Raw genomic sequence first — 17150 nt, 5'->3', positions numbered from 1 at the left:
TTGGAGAGCATGGTCGTGCGGGACCAGACGCTGCTAGAGCTTGCAGCAATGCAGCCAGGCTGGATGGCTTGGCGTGAGGCGCCCGATGCTCCTTGGAGCCGCCAGGCCGAAGCACAGCAAACAGAAGATCAAGTCAGCGGGCACAACGCGGCCAAAACCAGGCATTTAGCTGGTCAGTTAAATAAGCTCCGTAGCCGTTAGTCGAGGGCAGGACTTGTCAGTTTGCGCGTTTCGCTGCCCGCCAGTCTGCTCCAAGTACTCCACAAACCCGTCGAAGGCATCCAACAAGGGCTGGAACCGCGCCGCATCGCCTTCCAGTTGGCCCAAGGCGTAGCAGGTCGCCTCCAGCGTGGACAGTTGGTCGGGCCCATGGGCTTTGCGGATACGGTAATGCGAAGGCGGCAGGTTGCGCAGGGCCAAGCGGGGCAACTGTTGCAGTGGCGGGCTTTGGTAGAGCATCTTTCGGCTTTTGCGCCAGGTGCCGTCCAGCACGACCAGGCGCAGGCGCGACTGGGCTTGCGGCCACTCGGGCGGTAGCGGGGGTGGGACCCGCAGGTCCGGGGCGGTATCTTGCAGACTGTCTGGATACAGCAGCAGCGTGTGCTTGCCGTCCACCGGCCAAACCGGCACGGCAAATGCCTCACCCACCACCAAGCGGCAGTGCGCCAAGCTGAGGTGCAGCAGGCGGGCACTGCCTTTGGCCTGGTGTACCTCCAGCGGGTGCTGCAGCACCAGTACCTCCACCGCGTGGGCGGTGGGCGCGACCCAGCGGCAAATGCAGGCGCTGAGCGGGCGCAGGCAAGCGGTGCACTGGGGGCGTGGGAATAGAGCGGCGGACATGGCTGGATATTATTCAGCGTGCCTAGCTGGACAGTGCGTGGAAGGCGATGTCTCTTCGCTTTGACGCGACGACCGGATGCTTTAGGCAATGTCGGAAGACCGCAGTGGGGCCCGAAGCGGCTGTACACATTTCTCGATAGCGGACGTCCCGGTCAGCCATGCGTTGAAGCTGCGTTGAACGCGGAGCTTCGCTCCATCACCTCAACGAGAAAGTCCATGGCCGCCCGGACCGGGCCCGCGTTTTTCACGTCACGATGGACCACCAGCCAGATGTCTCGCGAAAAAGATGGCTCGTTGTTGGCTACGCGAAGCAATGTCTCGTCGGCTTCGCCCAAGAAGCAGGGAAGCCCGCCCACACCTGCGCCCGCACGAACCGCCGCGTGGTGGCCGTTTATCTCGCTGAGTTCGCAGGCTATAGGGCGCTTGCCCGCAATGCTACGAAGCCATTTTTGCTGCGGCATATCTTCGAATCGTGCGTCGTAGGCAATGAACTCCCAAAGCTCCGGGTGCGAGAGGGCCTCGTAGCTCCGACTCGCGTACAGAGCGAAAGCCATTGTTCCTAACTTCCGAACAACGCTGCCCGATTCGGTTGGGCGCACCAGCCGCACCGCAATGTCCGCCTCGCGCCGACTCAGCGACACCTGCTGAGCCTGGCCGGACACGGACAGCTGGATGCCAGGAAACCGTTTGCGGAACTCGGTCAGATGCTGCGCCAGAAAGCTCGCAACCAAGACCGGCGGCACGCTGAGAGAAACTTTGCCGGTGAGTGGCGACTGGCTGGCACGGACGGCCCGCTCGATGGCGAACGCGTCGTCTTCCAAGGCCCGCGCCAGCGTGAACACGTAGGACCCCACATCGGTCAGACGACAGGCCCGCGGCAGCCGTTCCACAAGGCGCACCTGCAAATCGCGTTCCAGGGATGTCAATCGACGACTGATGGTTGCGTGGTCAACCTTCAGCTCGCGGGCTGCACCCGACAGGGTGCCCACGCGGCCGACAGCAAGGAAATGCCTCAGGTCTTCCCAATCGAACATCTGTGCATTTTCTCCGGGATGGATTGCAGTTTTATGGAGTTTACGCACAGAACTCCAATCCCTAGCATACGAGTTCGCTATTTCACGGGACAGTTTGATGGGAACCATTTTCTTGAGTCACCGCCAGCGCGGGACCCTGGTTGCAGCAGGCCTTGGATTCGTCGTGGTGCTGCTGGATGTCAGCGTCGTCAACGTCGCACTCGAGACCCTGCGTGTCAGCTTCGGCACCGATATCGCTGGCCTGCAGTGGGTGGTCAATGCCTACACGCTGGTCTTCGCGGCACTGCTCTTGACCTCCGGAGCGCTTGGTGACCGGATGGGGGCCAAGCGGGTCTTCGTGGCGGGCTTCGCCGTTTTTACATTGGCCTCCCTCGCTTGCGGTCTCGCGCCGAGCTTGGCGTTGCTGGTAGTCTCGCGCGTCGTCCAGGGCATGGGGGCGGCTCTCCTGGTTCCCAGCTCGCTGATGCTGCTGCAGCAGGCATTTCCCAATCCTGCTCAACGCAGCCGTGCGGTAGGTTGGTGGGGAGCTGCCGGAGGTATCGCCCTGGCAGCCGGACCGGTGCTGGGCGGACTGCTCATTGCGCATGTGGGATGGCGTGGCATCTTTCTCATCAACCTGCCGATTGGTGCGCTCGGGTTGGCACTGACGCTGCGCTATGCGCCCACCGCAGCCGCGAAGCCAAGCCGTGGACTTGACCTGCCCGGTCAGCTCGCGGCCATGCTTGCGCTCGCTTCCCTGACCGCCGCTTTGACAGAAGCAAGTCGGCTGGGGTGGTTTCATCCCATGGTCTGTGGAGGGATAGCAATATCGCTCATCAGCGCAACCGCGTTCTACTGGCTGGAGCAGCACAGCAAGGAGCCGATGCTTCCGCTCTCGTTGTTCCGTAGCACGACCTTTTCGATAGCGACCGCGGTGGGCGTGGTTGTGAACTTTGCCTACTACGGGCTGGTGTTCGTCTTCAGCCTGTTCTTCCAAGCGGTCCAGCAGCTCTCTCCGCAACAGACCGGGTTGGCCTTCTTGCCTATGACGGCCATCCTGATGGTCATGAACATCGTCGCCGGAAGGTTGGTTACCCGCGTCGGTACGCGAGCCCTGATGGTCGCCGGACTGGCGCTCGCTTCGTTTGGCTATCTGCTGCTGCTTCGGGTCGACGCCGATCGCTCCTATCTGACACTGGTGCTACCGATGCTGCTTGCAGCAAGCGGCATCGCGTTGGTGGTTCCAACCATGACCAACGCGACTTTGTCAGCGGTCGATGCGGCGCATGCAGGCATCGCGTCCGGCGTCCTCAACTCGGCCCGTCAGATTGGAGGAATGCTGGGGGTGGCCGTGTGCGGGTTCTTCGTGCGAGACACTGAACCAGGCATCTTTCTGCACGGCATGCATGTGTCGATTGTCTTGGCGGTTGTTCTCTTGTCCGCAGGAGGCATCCTCAGCTACCTCGGTTTGAAAAAGCATACGCGTGCGGACATGGCGGCACCGCATGGTTGAACCGGTAAACCGACCGTCGGCTTCTGGCCGAGGCTGTGTGAAAAGACTTCCAGTCCCGCTCTTCCAAAATTAAAATCGGTGCACCCGTTCTGAGCGAGGTGCCCCATGAAGCGATTCATCCAAGGCGAGTCCCGCGAGCAAGTCACTTTGCTTCCCGAATGCCTTGACGACTATATCGGCCAGGACAACCCGGTGCGCATTGTCGATGCCTTCGTAGAGGAACTCGATCTCCTCTCGCTGGGCTTCGGTGGCGCCGACCCTGCACTCACCGGGCGCCCCGCGTATCACCCGGGCGTGCTGCTCAGGCTCTACATCTACGGCTATCTGAACCGCATCCAGTCCAGCCGCCGCCTTGAGCGCGAAGCCCAGCGCAACGTCGAACTCATGTGGCTCACCGGCCGTCTGGCGCCCGACTTCAAGACCATCGCCGACTTCCGCCACGACAACGGCGCGGGCATTCGCAATGTCTGCCGTCGCTTCATCGGTCTGTGCCGCGAACTCAAACTCTTCACGCAAGCCGTCGTGGCCATCGACGGCAGCAAGTTCAAGGCCGTCAACAGCCGCGACCGTAACGTCACGCCCGCCAAGATCGATGCGCGCCAGCGCCAGATCGATCAGAGCATCCAGCGCTACCTGGACGCGCTGGACACAGCGGATCGCACACAGACTGCTGAGGTAGAAGCGAAGACCGAACGCCTGCAGGACAAGATCCGAACTCTGCGCGCGCAGATGCGCCAGCTCGACGAGACCCAGGAGCAATTGAACAAGCTGCCCGACGGGCAGATCTCCACCACGGACCCCGATGCCCGCTCGATGAACTCGCAGGCTAAGGGCTCGGGCCTAGTGGGCTACAACGTGCAGACAGCGGTCGATGCCAAGCACCATCTCATCGTGGCGCACGAGGTGACGAACATCGGCAACGACCGGGCGCAGTTGAGCAAGATGGCCAAGGCCGCACGTGAGGCCATGGACACGAAGAAGCTGCAGGCCTTCGCCGACCGTGGCTACTTCAACGGCACCGAGCTCAAGGCCCGTGAGGATGCGGGCATCACGGCCTTCGTGCCCAAGCCCATGACCTCGGGCGCCAAGGCTGCGGGTCGCTTCGACAAGAGCGACTTCATCTACATCGCGAAGGACGATGAGTACCAGTGCCCTGCGGGCGAGCGGGCCATCTACCGGTTCAGCACGCTGGAGAGGAACGGGCTCAACGCCCATCTCTACTGGACCAGCGCCTGCCCCACATGCGCGATCAAAGACCAATGCACGACAGGCGACTACCGACGCATTCGCCGATGGGAACATGAAGAGGTGCTCGAGCGTGTGCAGCAGCGACTGGACAAGAAGCCCGAGGCCATGACCTTGCGACGGCGCACCGTGGAGCATGTCTTCGGGACGTTGAAGCACTGGATGGGCTCGACGCACTTCCTGACGAAGACGCTGGCGCATGTGGGCACCGAGATGAGCCTGCATGTGCTGGCTTACAACCTCAAGCGGGTGATCGCCATCCTGGGCATGAGGAAGACAATGAAGGCGGTGCGGCTGGTGGGGGCGTGAGCCTCCTTATGGCGCTTCAACGGCACGCAGAGGGCCCGCTGGGCTTCAAATCTGTTCGTGCCCGTCTACGACTACTACTTGATGGCCTGCGCGGCTGGCGGTGGCGCTCGCGAGGCGAATGCTCGGCATACTGGGGCGCCGCAGGCGTTTCCACACAGCCTCGACCGACTGTAGCCGGTCGCGCTACCGTCGATACCGGGCCTTGAGCCGCCGTACAGCTTCAACCGAGCTTCTTGAGCAGGCTTACGTATCCGCACTGCTTGTAGCCGAGGCTTTCGTAGAACTTTCTCGCGGGAGCTGATTCGCCTGTTTGAAGATTCGCACTCATGAATCCACGCGCTTGAAGATGTTCCTCGAAGCCGCGCATAAGCTTCGCTCCGAATCCTTGTCGTTGGTAACGTTCATGGATGCACATCTCTTTGATGTGAAAGACCCAGCTCTGCACCCAACGCTCGCCCCAGCCGAGAACAAGGCCGACGGCTTCTCCATGCATTGACAGGCCCATACCCTGAAACGAAGGTGACTGCGCAAAACTTGTAAGTCGCTCTGCAACTGCTGCTTCTGTCCAGCCATCATTCCAAGGGGGCGCATTAAACACTGAGCGATACAGTGGCACGAACTCAGAAATGTTCTTCAGAGATATTGAAGTGATTTTTTCCATTCGATGTGGGGACGTTACGAGTGGCTAGGTTAGACAAGGTTCGCTGAAATGTCTGCGTCTGGCCGAAGGTCGTCATACCAGCTTCAGGTTAGCGAGGCGTCGAGCCCTGGAGGCGCTGTTGTATGAGTTGTTTAGAACGCTCATTGAGTTGCTGAAACTCGCTTAGAAGGCTGTCACAAGCGACCTACGGTGCTTCGCAAAGGGCCGTTGTTTCGATGGAAGCATCACCGTTGTCGGCGACTCTGATTCCTCGGCGGACCACTGCCGGATACGCGTAGTGGCCGACGGGTGTAAACGACCATTGGATGAATGTAGGACTCGCTTCCTTGATGATGATCCAGCCGTCTGGTTTCGTGAGCGTCACCGAGGCGCCAGGCTGCGCTTTCAGGGTTCGCATCGCTTCAGCCACGCTCGCATATTCGATGGCCGGCTTCTCACGCTGAGATTCAATGCCCGACGGCTGGGCAGGTTGCGGCCTGGCGTCGCCTGCACCGGTCACCAGTAGTCCAGTAATCACCATCGCCTGGAGGGAAAGCCAGCTTTTCACCGGAGGGCTATCGGGGTTTTGGTTTGTGCAATCGGTCTTTTCCATCAATGCATCCTTCTGTTCGCCTGACTCACGAATATTATTCTTTGAACGCCAGATTGATGACAGTCGATGCATATCTGGTTCTGGCGGACTGTAGCCGGTCGCGCCGCCGTCGTGAACGGGCCCACACCCGTCATCGTCGAGGGCGCAAAGCGGTTACTTGAATCCTTGGATGACGAATCTGACCTCAGGATGGTTATCCGACTGGCGCAGCCGGAATTCGTATGCATCAGCCATGGCGTATGCGAAGCTAAATGCTTTCATCCCTTTGAGTGCGTGATGGTCAAAAAGACAACCGAACAAAAAAATGCAGAGGAGCGTCGCTACATTGCTGCCAGTGGTGCAGCCAGCGCAGTCGAGCTTGAACCCTTTTTGACGGATCCCAATCAATCTGTACGCGCCATGGCGGCCATGAACCCGTATGCAGACGCAGAGATCTTGGATCGTTTCGCGAAAGACAAATTCTGGGGCGTGCGAATGGAAGTGGTGCGCAATGCCAACGTCAGCCAGGCCACTCTACGCAGGCTTTTGGAGTCTGATATGCGCAAACGCGGCGTAGTGCATCACGCAGCGCGCGCGAAGCTGGAGGAGCGCGGTGTGGAGTTTGGTGTTGATGGCATGCCGGAAGATGCGGTGTAGAAAATAACGCCGCGTTTCCCGAGCCCCTGTCGTTGAAGATGCGCCGCGAACGTCGGCTGCCACGCGAATTTGGCCACCGCGGCGAGTGTCTGGTCCTGGCTGAATCCGGCAGTCCAGACTCGACCAACGACAGCCCGCTTCCACAGGCAAAGCAGACGCTCGCATCGTCTGCCGACGGTCAGCAACTGAGCCCAAAGCTGCCACTGAGACCTCCCAGACAAGCAACCTCAACCGAGTCAAACTTGGTCCATCGCGAAAGCTTCAGCCGTCGCGCCCAAACGAACGAACCCCGCTCTTCAGGCGGGCCGCGAAATCCGCGGCCCGCAGACCATCTGCTAACCGCCGGTCTCAGGCGTTCCGCGCCGCGCCTTCTCGTTCAACTGACACAGTTCTCCAGCCTTGCGCGCCAGTTCAGCCGCAAGCCAAAGCAAGTTGTCCAGCTGTCGAGGCCCGCTGCCGCTGCACCAATCGATGTCTTCCCCGTGGCAGACCCACAGGAGTGCTTCGAGTTGGGAGAGTGTGTTTTCGAGAAGATCCGCCGGGTCTTGGGCGTTGTCTTCGGAAGCTCCGGGCGTGCGAGGCCGGGCTATAGTCTTGGTAGCCATTTTTGTGCTTTCCTTTAGAGGTTGGTGCACGGATTTGGTTAGACGGTCGGGGTGTTACCGCACCCCGGCCGTCGCCTTTGATACCTCGCATACGCATCGCTGCTTTCGCACCGACGACCTGCCGCGAGGCAAGCAGCCTTCCAGAATTTCAGTGGTTGTGTGTGTGGCGCCCTTCCATGTTCCCTTGTTGGGTTGTTGAGTGCCAGGGGCGTCCACTTTAGAGAAGAGCCCGCCGAAGTAGCCGTTCCACGCGGCACGAAAGTCTCGGCAACCGCCAACAAATGCAGCTTCCGCAATGCGCCGCGTGCGGGCGCCATGGACGCGGTGCCAGCGTGTGACGCAAGGCCACATTCGCTTCCGCGCAAGTCACAAAAATCCAGCCCCGACACGCGACCGTGAGTTCAACGACTGCGTTGAACGCTCACGTCGATGGGGTGCCTTGCGCAGCGAAATAAAGGAGGAGGGGCGAAGCCCCGGGGGACATTCGCGGAGCAAGGTACCCCGTCGGCGTGAGCGCCGCCCTGAATGAACCCGATCCCGAACCCGATCCCTAAGGCATCCCCCGCGCCAGCAAATGATCGACAAGACGACGCTGCGGAAAACTCAACGCCTCCTGCCGCGTGCACAGGTACATGCGCCGTGAAGCCCACGCATCGGTCAGGTTGATGAAGCGCAGCTTCATCTCCTTGCGGTAAGTCACCGCAGCCCCCTCGGGCAATATGCCCACGCCCATGCCGGCCTCGATCATCCGGCACACCGCCTCGAAGCTCTTCACCCGCACACGCAAGCGCAGCACCTTGCGTGCGCTCATGGCCGCGTCTTCCATGGTGCGCGAAATGGCCGAGTCGTCCTCGAGCCCCACGAAGTCGAAGTCGAGCAGCTCCTCGAAAGACACCTCGCGCCCGCGCCACGGATGCTTCTGCCGCACGATGGCCACCAGCCGGTCGGTGCGGTACGGAATGAAGTGCAGCGCCGGGTCGGCCGCCTCGCTCGTGATGACGCCCACGTCGGCCTGGCGGTCGCGAATGGCCTGCACGATGTAGACGCTGCGGTGCTCCTCCACGCTCACGCGGATCTCGGGGTAGCGCTGGCGAAAGCTCGCCACGTCGTCGGGCAGGAACTGGCCCATGGCCGATGCATTGGCGTGCAGGCGCACGCGGCCGGTGGCGCCCTGCGCATAGTCGGACAGGTCGGCGCGCATGCGGTCGACGTCGCGCAATATCTGGCGCGCATGCATGGCCAGCGACTCGCCGGCGCCCGTGGGCGTGACGCCCTTCGAGCTGCGGTTGAGCAGCGCCACGCCCAGGTGGCCTTCGAGGATGGCCAGGCGGCGGCTCGCGGCCGACAGCACCATGTGGCTCTCGGCAGCGGCCTTCGACAGGCTGCCGTGCTCAATGGCGCGCAGGAACAGCGCGAGCGAATCGAGGTCGGGTCTCATCGGTGTGGGGTGGGGTTCCGGTCGGTCGGCGGGGGTCGCCATTGTCGGGCCAGCAAGCCGACCGGCCCTCACCGAAATCCTTTCGGCGGATGGCGCCGTCAGAAGACAGATCTTCCGTAAGGCCGGCCGGTCTGCCAAAAAGAAGAAGCACTTTCCGTTCGCAACACTGAAGAATCGTTGCTGCCCCGTCGTCTACCCCGGCGCGGCACACAGCGAGCCGGCCCCTTACCGGGGCCACGCCCGCGTTCCACGAGTCCTACCCGGAGTCTTTTTCAGTCATGGCATCCCACGAACTGGCCAGCGTTGCGCTGGACGACAAATACACGGCCACCGAAGGCCGTATCTACCTTAGCGGCATCCAGGCGCTGGTGCGCCTCATGCTCGTGCAGAAATGGCGCGACCAGCAGGCCGGCCTGAACACCGCGGGCTTCGTCTCGGGCTACCGCGGTTCGCCGCTCGGCGGGCTCGACGAAGCACTGTGGAAGGCCCAGCCGCAGCTGGAGGCCAACGCCGTCAAGTTCCTGCCCGGCGTGAACGAAGAGCTGGCCGCCACCGCCGTGTGGGGCACGCAGCAGGTGCACCTGACCGGCGAGAGCGCGGTCGACGGCGTGTTCGCCATGTGGTACGGCAAGGCGCCCGGCGTGGACCGCTGCGGCGACGTGTTCAAGCACATGAGCCATGCGGGCACCTCGCCGAACGGCGGCATCCTGCTGGTGGCGGGCGACGACCACGGCGCGTCTTCGTCCACGCTGCCCAACCAGAGCGACCACCTGTTCGCGGCCTCGATGATCCCGATGCTCTATCCGCAGAGCGTGGAGGAGTACATCGAGCTCGGCCTGCACGGCTTTGCGATGTCGCGCTTTGCCGGACTGCCGGTGGGCTTCAAGGCGCTGGCCGACACGGTGGAGTCGTCGGGCTCCATCGCGGCCGGCGCGCTCGACGTGCACACGCGCCTGCCCGCGGACTTCGTGTTTCCGCCCGGCGGCGTGCACGCGCGCCTGTCGACCGACACGCTGGGCGTGCAGGCGCGCAAGCAGGAGGCGCTGATGCAGGACTACAAGATCTACGCCGCCATTGCCTACGCGCGCGCCAACAGGCTCAACCGCGTGACCATCGACTCGCCCAAGGCGCGGCTGGGCATCGTGGCCTCGGGCAAGTCGTACCGCGACGTGCTGGAGGCGCTGGAAGAACTGGGCATCGACGCCGACGAGGCCGCGCGCATCGGCATCCGCCTGTTCAAGGTGTCGATGCCGTGGCCGCTGGAGCCGGACTCGATCCGCGAGTTCGCCGACGGGCTCGAAGAGATTCTGGTGGTTGAAGAAAAGCGCCAGATCGTCGAGTACCAGCTCAAGGAGCACCTGTACAACTGGCGCGAAAACGTGCGCCCGCGCGTGATCGGCAAGTTCGACGAGCAGGGCGAATGGGGCGCGCATCCGCGCGGCCAGTGGCTGCTGCCCGCCACGGCGGACTTCTCGGTGGCCCAGATCGCACGCGTCATTGCCGGACGCGTGGCGCGCTTTCACACCAGCGACCGCATCCGCATGCGGCTGGCGATTCTCGATGCGAAGGACGTGGTGCTCGGCAAGGCCGTGGCCACGCCCTCGCGGCCGGCCTGGTACTGCGCGGGCTGCCCGCACAACACCTCCACCAAGGTGCCCGAGGGCAGCCTGGCGCTCGCGGGCATCGGCTGCCACGTGATGGCCACGGCCATCTACCCCGAGCACAACAAGACGACCACGCACATGGGCGGCGAAGGCGCGCCCTGGTTGGGACAGGCGTGGTTCTCCAAGCGCAAGCATGTGTTCGCGAACCTGGGCGACGGCACGTACTACCACTCGGGCTCGATGGCGATCCGCGCGGCGGTGGCGGCGGGCGTGAACATCACCTACAAGATCCTCTACAACGACGCGGTCGCGATGACGGGCGGCCAGCCGGTCGACGGGCCGATCAACGTGCCGCGCATCGCACACCAGATGGCCGCAGAGGGCGTGAAGCGCCTCGCGCTGGTGGCCGAAGACCCGACGCGCTGGGCCGACCGCAGCCCCCTGCCCGCCGACCGCGACGGCTTCGTGCTCACCGTGCACCACCGCGACGACATGGACGCGGTGCAGCGCGAGCTGCGCGAGTTCGAGGGCGTGTCGGTGCTGATCTACGACCAGGTGTGCGCGGCCGAAAAGCGCCGCCGCCGCAAGAAGGGCGAGTTTCCGCAGGCCGCGCGGCGCGTGTTCATCAACGACGCGGTGTGCGAAGGCTGCGGCGATTGCGGCGAGCAGTCGAACTGCACCGCGCTGCTGCCCAAGCAAACAGACCTGGGCCTGAAGCGCAGCGTGGACCAGAGCGCGTGCAACGCCGACGAGTCGTGCATCAAGGGCTTCTGCCCTAGCTTCGTGACGGTGGAAGGCGTGAAGCCGCGCAAGCAGGCGCCGGTCGCGGCCAAGGCAGCAGCCGAAGAGCCGCCGTTGCCAGCACCGCCGCAGCCAGCGCTCGAAGGCATGCACAACATCCTGATCACCGGCATCGGCGGCACGGGCGTCATCACCATCGGCGCGCTGATCGGCATGGCGGCGCACCTGGAGGGCAAGGGCGTGAGCGTGCTCGACATGACGGGCATGTCGCAGAAGAACGGCTCGGTCACGTCGCACGTGCGCATCGCGCGCGACGCGGCGCAACTGAAGGCGCAGCGCATTCCCACCGGAGAGGCCGACCTGATCCTGGGCTGCGACATGCTCACCGCAGGCGCGCCCGACGCCATCGCGCGCATGCGGCCGGGGCGCACCTATGCGCTGGTCAACACCTTCGAGCAGCCGACGGGGCATTTCGCGCAGCAGCCCGACTGGGAGTTCCCCGCCGCGCAGGTGCGCGCGCTGATCGAGGAGTCGGTCGAAGGCCGCGCCGATTTCATCGACGCCACGCAGCTCGCCACACGGCTCATGGGCGACGCCATCGCTGCCAACCTGTTCCTGCTGGGCTTCGCATTTCAGAAGGGCTGTGTGCCACTGTCCGCCGAGGCGCTGAACAAGGCCATCGAGATCAACGGCGTGGCCGTCAAGGCGAACCAGTCGGCCTTCCGCTGGGGCCGCAAGGCGGCGCTGGACCTCGCGGCGGTGACCCGCGAGGCCGCGCCGCAGAAGGTGGTGGCGCTGCAGCGGCCGCAGAGCTTCGAAGCGCTGGTGGCAGACCGCACCGCGTTCCTCACGTCGTACCAGCACGCCGCGTATGCGCAGCGCTATGCCGACCTGGTCGAACGCGTGCGCATCGTCGAGCAGCGCGAACGCGGCACCACCCTGCTCGCCAAGGCCGTCGCGGCCGGCCTCTTCAAGCTCATGGCCTGCAAGGACGAGTACGAAGTCGCGCGCCTCTACACCGACAAGCGCTTCATGGAAAAGCTCGGCGAGCAGTTCGAAGGCACGCCGGTGCTGCGCTTTCACCTGGCGCCGCCGGTGCTGGGCCGCCGCGATGCGCAAGGCCGTGCGGTGAAGACGAGCTTCGGCCCGTGGATGATGAATGCGTTTCGCGTGCTCGCAAAGTTGCGCGGGCTGCGCGGCACCGCACTAGACGTGTTCGGCCGCACGGCCGAGCGGCGCATGGAGCGCCAGCTGATCGCCGACTACCGCGCGATGGTCGAGGACGTGCTGGCGCGTTTCGACCGCATCGACTTCGACACCGCGCTCGCGCTGGCACGCCTGCCCGAGCAGATTCGCGGGTTCGGGCATGTGAAGGAAGAAAGCGTGGTGTCGGCGCGGGTGCGATGGGGCGCGCTGGCGAAACAGCTGGACGCGAGCGTTCCGCGCGCCCCCAAGGCCGCACCGAAGGTGGCGGCACTGGCCGCCTGACCCGGCATGCGAACACGGATGCGCCGCGCACGAGAGCGGCGCATCCGCAACAGTCACGGCCCATTCCCCGTGGCGCGCCCCGCGCACTGCTGAAAGAATGGCGTCATGAACGAAGCCACCACCTTCCAAGCCGACGAAGCCGCCATCGTCGCCGCCGCGCACGCCCTGCGCGAAGAAACGATCACCATGCTCAGCGAGCTGGTCACGCACCCTTCCCTGCTGGGCCACGAGCAGAGCGCGCAGCGCTTCATGGCCGACGCCTTCGGCGCGCTCGGCCTGCAGGTGGACGAGTTCCAGATCGACGAGGAGAAGCTGCGCGCCCACCCGGCCTACTCCCCCTCGATCGTCTCGTACGAGGGCCGCACGAACGTGGTGGGCATCCACCGGCCGAGCGGGCCGTTCAAGGGCAACTCGCTGATCTTCAACGGCCACATCGACGTGGTGCCCACGGGCGCCGAGGTGCTGTGGACGCACCCGCCCTTCTCCGGCAAGGTCGAGGGCGACAGGCTGTACGGGCGCGGCTCGTCGGACATGAAGGCCGGCATCATCGCCTTCACCATGGCCTACAAGGCGCTCAAGTCGCTGGGGCTGGAACCGGCGTCCCCGGTTTACTTCCAGTCGGTCATCGAAGAAGAGTGCACCGGCAACGGCGCACTGGCCTGCCTGGTGGAGGGCTACCGCGCCGATGCGGCCGTCATCACTGAGCCGGTGTCGGCCGAGGGCATCATGACCTGCCAGCTGGGCGTGCTGTGGCTGGCCATCGAGGTGCTGGGCAAGCCGGTGCACGCATCCGTCGCTCAGACCGGCGTGGGCGCCATCGACTTCGTGCTGTACCTGTTCGGCGAGCTGAAGAAGCTCGAAGACAAGTGGAACGCACCGGGCGCACGCTACCGCTCGTTCGCGCACCACAACCACCCGGTGAACTTCAACCTGGGCAAGATCCACGGCGGCGAATGGGCCTCTTCCGTGCCCTCGGCCTGCCGCGCCGACGTGCGCCTGGGTTTCTACCCCGACATGAAGGTGGAGAAGGTCAAGGCCGAGGTCGAAGCGCTGCTGGCCGCCGCCTACGAGGCCCACCCCGCGCATGCCGCGCTGAGCTACAAGATCGTGTACGAAGGCTTCCAGGCCGACGGCTGCGAGGTGGCAGCCGACGCCCCCATCGTCACGGCGCTGTCGAAGTGCCACCTCGACATCGTCGGCAAGGTGCTGTTGCCGGTCGCCTTCACCGGCACCACCGACGCGAAGTTCTTCAACCTCTACGGCGAGACGCCGGCCATCTGCTATGGCCCCTCGGGCGGCGAGAACATCCACGGCATCGACGAGTGGGTATCGATCGACAGCGTGATGCAGGTCACCGCGGTGCTCGCGGTGTTCATGGCGCGCTGGTGCGGGGTCAACCGCATTGGCTAGCTAGCTCTGCAGCAGCGGCAGCTCCAGCGTCTGCCAGTTGCGCAGCATGGTGATCTGGCGGCGCAGGTAGTCCGTGGGGATGGCCTGGGAACCCCAGACGTCGATGCGCCCCGAATACTCGCCCAGCAGCCAGAACTGCCGGATCGACATGAAGCGCGCAATGGCGGCCAGGTCGACGTCGGCCACGGGCCTCACCTCGCGATACGCCGAGATGAAGTGCAGCCACTTGGCCTTGGCCTTGTCGCTCGCCACGCCGTCGGGCGTGTGCGGATGCAGGCTCCACGGGTACACCGCCAGTTCGTAGGCCAGGTAGCCGGGGCCGGCCTCGTCGAAGTCGAAGAACACCGCCTCGCGCCGGCCCTTCTGCGTGCCGATGCCGTCCACCACGAAGTTGTTGCTGCCGTGCGCATCGCCGTGGCACAGCACGCGGCTGAGTTCGCCCAGCGACAGGATGTCGTCCTGCAGGCGCCGGGCCAGGGCCTCGAACTGGGGGCGCAGCTCGGCCGTCATGGTCGGGGCGCGCAGCAGGCCTTCGAGCGGGTGCAGCAGCAGGTAGTCCAGGTCGAGGCAGTAGGCGCTGCTCGGCCCCTCGTAGCTCTCGCCGGCGATGTGCAGGGCGGCCAGCCCGCGCGCGAAGGCTTCGATGTCCTCGCCGGCCTCGCTGGTGAACTCGCCGTCCAGGTGCTCGAACAGCATCAGCGCCCGCGAGCCCTCGGGCAGTTTCACCTGGATGGCCACTTCACCGTTGGCCGCGGGCAGGCAGCGCGAGACACGGCATCCGGCCCCGGCCCAGTGCCGCAGCGCGGCCGACTCGAACAACCCGTTGGGCGCGCCGCGGGGCCGGTCGGCGCACAGCCGGGCCACCACGCGTTTCCCGCTCGCAAAACTCAGTCGATAGACCTGGTTGAAGCTGCGCCGTAGAAATTCACTCTCGACGACCTCGCCCAAGTCATAGCCCGCCTGCACGAGCATCGAAATGCTGGCGGCAGTGGGCGTGGATTGCGCGATCTCGATTTGCATCCGGCTTCCAAGGGAAAAGGGCGCGATTATGCAGTGGCAGCCCTCACGACCCCACCGCCTGGCAAGGCATCTGCGGCCGTGCATGCGCAAAATAACGGCAGTTTTGCAAGCAAATGTTGCTACAGTTGCCGCCGTCATGGGTCCACGAAATGAAGCGCTCGGGTGGCGCCTGCTGTTGCTGATCCTCCTCGCGGCGGTGGGACTGGGCTGGCACGTATCCGCGCAGGCGCTGACGGTGGTGGACCAGGCCAGGCTCACGCTGACCGTGCGCGGACAGGCCCAAGCCCCGCAGACCGTGGCCCTGCCGTATGACTGGGACCACCGGGACGCGGTCGACGGCGAGGCGCACTTCACGTTCGAACTCCCGGTGGCCGACCCCACCGCCCCCATGGCGCTGTTCGTGCCGCGCGTGGGCAACACCTTTCGTATCTTGGTGGACGGCCGTGAGGTGGCGCGCTTCGGTGCCTTTCCACCCGGGCCCTACGACGATGCCTCCACGACGCCGCAGTACCTCGTGCTGCCGGCCACCGGTTCAGCGGCGCCGCGGCGCGTGGAAGTTGCCATTGCGGCGCAGACCGCGCGCCAGGGCGGGCTGTCCCCGGTGGTGGCGGGCAGCGAGGCCGAGATTCTTCCGTTGTACGAAAGCGCCCTGTTCTGGCAGATCAGCGGCGGGCGCTTCATCGCCATCGTGAGCGGCGTGCTGGGCGCGCTGTCGCTGCTGGTGTGGCTGCGCCAGCGCGAATCGATCTATCTCTACTACGGCCTCGGAGAGTTGCTGTGGTCGCTGCAGACGGCACGCGTGCTCTTCACGCATGTGCCGCTGCCCTGGCCCTGGTGGGGCGTGCTCCCGCTGGCAGCGTTCCAGGCGGCGGTGCCGCTGTTGTGCCGCTTCGCGCTGACGGTGGTGGGGCGCGGCGACGGCCGGCTGGCGCGCCTGCTGGGCCTGATGGCCTGGCTGGCACCGGTGGCGGCGGTGCTGGGCATCATGGTGCCCTGGCTGTGGTTGATGCCGCTGTGGCGGGGCCTGGCCCTGCTGGCCGCACTGGCGATGATGGTCGTCGTGCTGCGCGTGGCGCTGCGCAGCGCCGTGCTGGAACATCGCGTGCTGGGCTTGGCCGTGGTGCTGATCGTGCTGTGCGGCGTGCGCGACGTGTGGGTCATGCGAACCTCCCCCGAGGCCTATGCGATGGTGCCCTGGATACGCTTCGCCTGGGTGGGGTTCGCCGTCACGCTGGCCTGGGTCATTGCAGAGCGCATGCGCAAGGACGCCCGTGCGATGGTGCAGATGAACGCCGCGCTGGAGACCGAACTCGCCGAGCGCAACGCCGCCCTGGAGGCCGCCTTCGCACGCGAACGAGAGGGCGAAAAGGCGCGCGGCGCGCTGGAGGAACGCCAGCGGCTGGTGCAGGACCTGCACGACGGGCTGGGCGGCCAGCTCGTCGGGCTGCTGCGCATCGCCCAGCAGCCGGGCGCGGCGCGCGACGACGTCACGCTGCACCTGCGCGACGCCGTCGACCAGCTCAAGCTCACCGTGGACGCCATGCATGCCGACGAGGGCGACGTGGCCTCGACCCTGGGCAGCGTGCGCTACCGGCTGGGTCCGCGCCTGCAGGCCGCCGGCATCGACCTGCACTGGGACGTCGGCCGCCTGCCACCCATGGCCGGCTGGAGCGCACGCGAGTCTCACCAGCTGCAGATGCTGCTGTTCGAGGCCTTTGCCAACTTGACGGCGCATTCAGGCGCGACACGGGCCAGCCTCAGCGCACGGCGCATTCACCGGGGCACCACTGCCGAGCCGACGGACGAGGCCATCGAAGTCACGCTGCGCGACAACGGCAAGGGCTTCGACGTGACCGCGAAGTCCGCGGGACGGGGGCTGTCGAACATGCGCGCGCGTGCCGTTGCGCTGGGCGGCACGCTGACTTTGCACTCGGCTGCCGGCGCGTCGTCGATGTGCCTGCACCTGCCGGTGCGCGCCGCCGCTCCGTTCGTCGACTGAAGAAACAGACAGAGGAAGGGGCAGCTGCTCGGCGGC

13 protein-coding genes are annotated in these 17150 nt (G+C 65.0%); 6 read left to right on the top strand and 7 right to left on the bottom strand.

Annotation, left to right across the window (positions count from 1 at the left end):
- Window positions 1–177: 177 nt before the first annotated feature.
- Window positions 178–840 carry a tRNA-uridine aminocarboxypropyltransferase gene (locus tag ACSFBM_RS20920; RefSeq protein WP_435486092.1) on the bottom strand — a complete coding sequence of 221 codons (663 nt, stop codon included), beginning with the start codon at window positions 838–840 and terminating at the stop codon, window positions 178–180.
- 152 nt (window positions 841–992) lie between these two features.
- Complete coding sequence (locus ACSFBM_RS20915; RefSeq protein ID WP_435486091.1) at window positions 993–1874, bottom strand: LysR family transcriptional regulator; 882 nt, start codon at window positions 1872–1874, stop codon at window positions 993–995.
- Window positions 1875–1971: 97 nt separating this feature from the next.
- On the opposite strand from ACSFBM_RS20915, the gene ACSFBM_RS20910 reads away from it, so the two are divergent.
- Both ACSFBM_RS20910 and ACSFBM_RS20905 read left to right on the top strand, forming a co-directional pair.
- Complete coding sequence (locus ACSFBM_RS20910) at window positions 1972–3366, top strand: MFS transporter (protein WP_435486090.1); 1395 nt, start codon at window positions 1972–1974, stop codon at window positions 3364–3366.
- Between the two features lie 105 nt (window positions 3367–3471).
- The gene (locus ACSFBM_RS20905) at window positions 3472–4920 is read left to right on the top strand and encodes an IS1182 family transposase (protein ID WP_435486089.1); all 1449 of its coding nucleotides are present in this window, start codon (window positions 3472–3474) and stop codon (window positions 4918–4920) included.
- A 220-nt stretch (window positions 4921–5140) separates the two neighbouring features.
- Here ACSFBM_RS20905 and ACSFBM_RS20900 read toward each other — a convergent pair whose 3' ends face one another.
- Window positions 5141–5581: a GNAT family N-acetyltransferase gene (locus ACSFBM_RS20900; RefSeq protein ID WP_435486088.1), complete on the bottom strand. Its 441-nt coding sequence runs from the start codon at window positions 5579–5581 to the stop codon at window positions 5141–5143.
- Between the two features lie 184 nt (window positions 5582–5765).
- The gene (locus ACSFBM_RS20895; RefSeq protein WP_435486087.1) at window positions 5766–6173 is read right to left on the bottom strand and encodes a hypothetical protein; all 408 of its coding nucleotides are present in this window, start codon (window positions 6171–6173) and stop codon (window positions 5766–5768) included.
- Window positions 6174–6239: 66 nt separating this feature from the next.
- Here ACSFBM_RS20895 and ACSFBM_RS20890 point away from each other — a divergent pair, with 66 nt between their 5' ends.
- Complete coding sequence (locus ACSFBM_RS20890) at window positions 6240–6809, top strand: hypothetical protein (protein ID WP_435486086.1); 570 nt, start codon at window positions 6240–6242, stop codon at window positions 6807–6809.
- A gap of 335 nt (window positions 6810–7144) precedes the next feature.
- Here ACSFBM_RS20890 and ACSFBM_RS20885 read toward each other — a convergent pair whose 3' ends face one another.
- A complete protein-coding gene (locus ACSFBM_RS20885) occupies window positions 7145–7414 on the bottom strand; it encodes a hypothetical protein (protein WP_435486085.1) in 270 nt (89 codons plus the stop codon).
- A gap of 550 nt (window positions 7415–7964) precedes the next feature.
- Window positions 7965–8852, bottom strand: coding sequence for a LysR family transcriptional regulator (locus ACSFBM_RS20880; protein WP_409171121.1), 888 nt, complete (start codon window positions 8850–8852; stop codon window positions 7965–7967).
- A 278-nt stretch (window positions 8853–9130) separates the two neighbouring features.
- Here ACSFBM_RS20880 and ACSFBM_RS20875 point away from each other — a divergent pair, with 278 nt between their 5' ends.
- Entirely contained in the window at window positions 9131–12685 is a 3555-nt protein-coding gene (locus tag ACSFBM_RS20875) for an indolepyruvate ferredoxin oxidoreductase family protein (RefSeq protein ID WP_435486084.1), read from the top strand.
- A gap of 105 nt (window positions 12686–12790) precedes the next feature.
- Window positions 12791–14095, top strand: a complete 1305-nt coding sequence (locus ACSFBM_RS20870) for an ArgE/DapE family deacylase (protein ID WP_435486083.1) — start codon at window positions 12791–12793, stop codon at window positions 14093–14095.
- On the opposite strand, the gene ACSFBM_RS20865 is transcribed toward ACSFBM_RS20870, so the two are convergent.
- Complete coding sequence (locus ACSFBM_RS20865; RefSeq protein WP_435486082.1) at window positions 14096–15115, bottom strand: phosphotransferase enzyme family protein; 1020 nt, start codon at window positions 15113–15115, stop codon at window positions 14096–14098.
- A 136-nt stretch (window positions 15116–15251) separates the two neighbouring features.
- Here ACSFBM_RS20865 and ACSFBM_RS20860 point away from each other — a divergent pair, with 136 nt between their 5' ends.
- A complete protein-coding gene (locus ACSFBM_RS20860; RefSeq protein ID WP_435486081.1) occupies window positions 15252–17114 on the top strand; it encodes a sensor histidine kinase in 1863 nt (620 codons plus the stop codon).
- Window positions 17115–17150: the final 36 nt, after the last annotated feature.

This window comes from Variovorax pasteuri, from assembly GCF_051216435.1.
GTDB lineage: Bacteria > Pseudomonadota > Gammaproteobacteria > Burkholderiales > Burkholderiaceae_C > Variovorax.
This window is presented reverse-complemented; position numbering and strand designations above follow the sequence as displayed.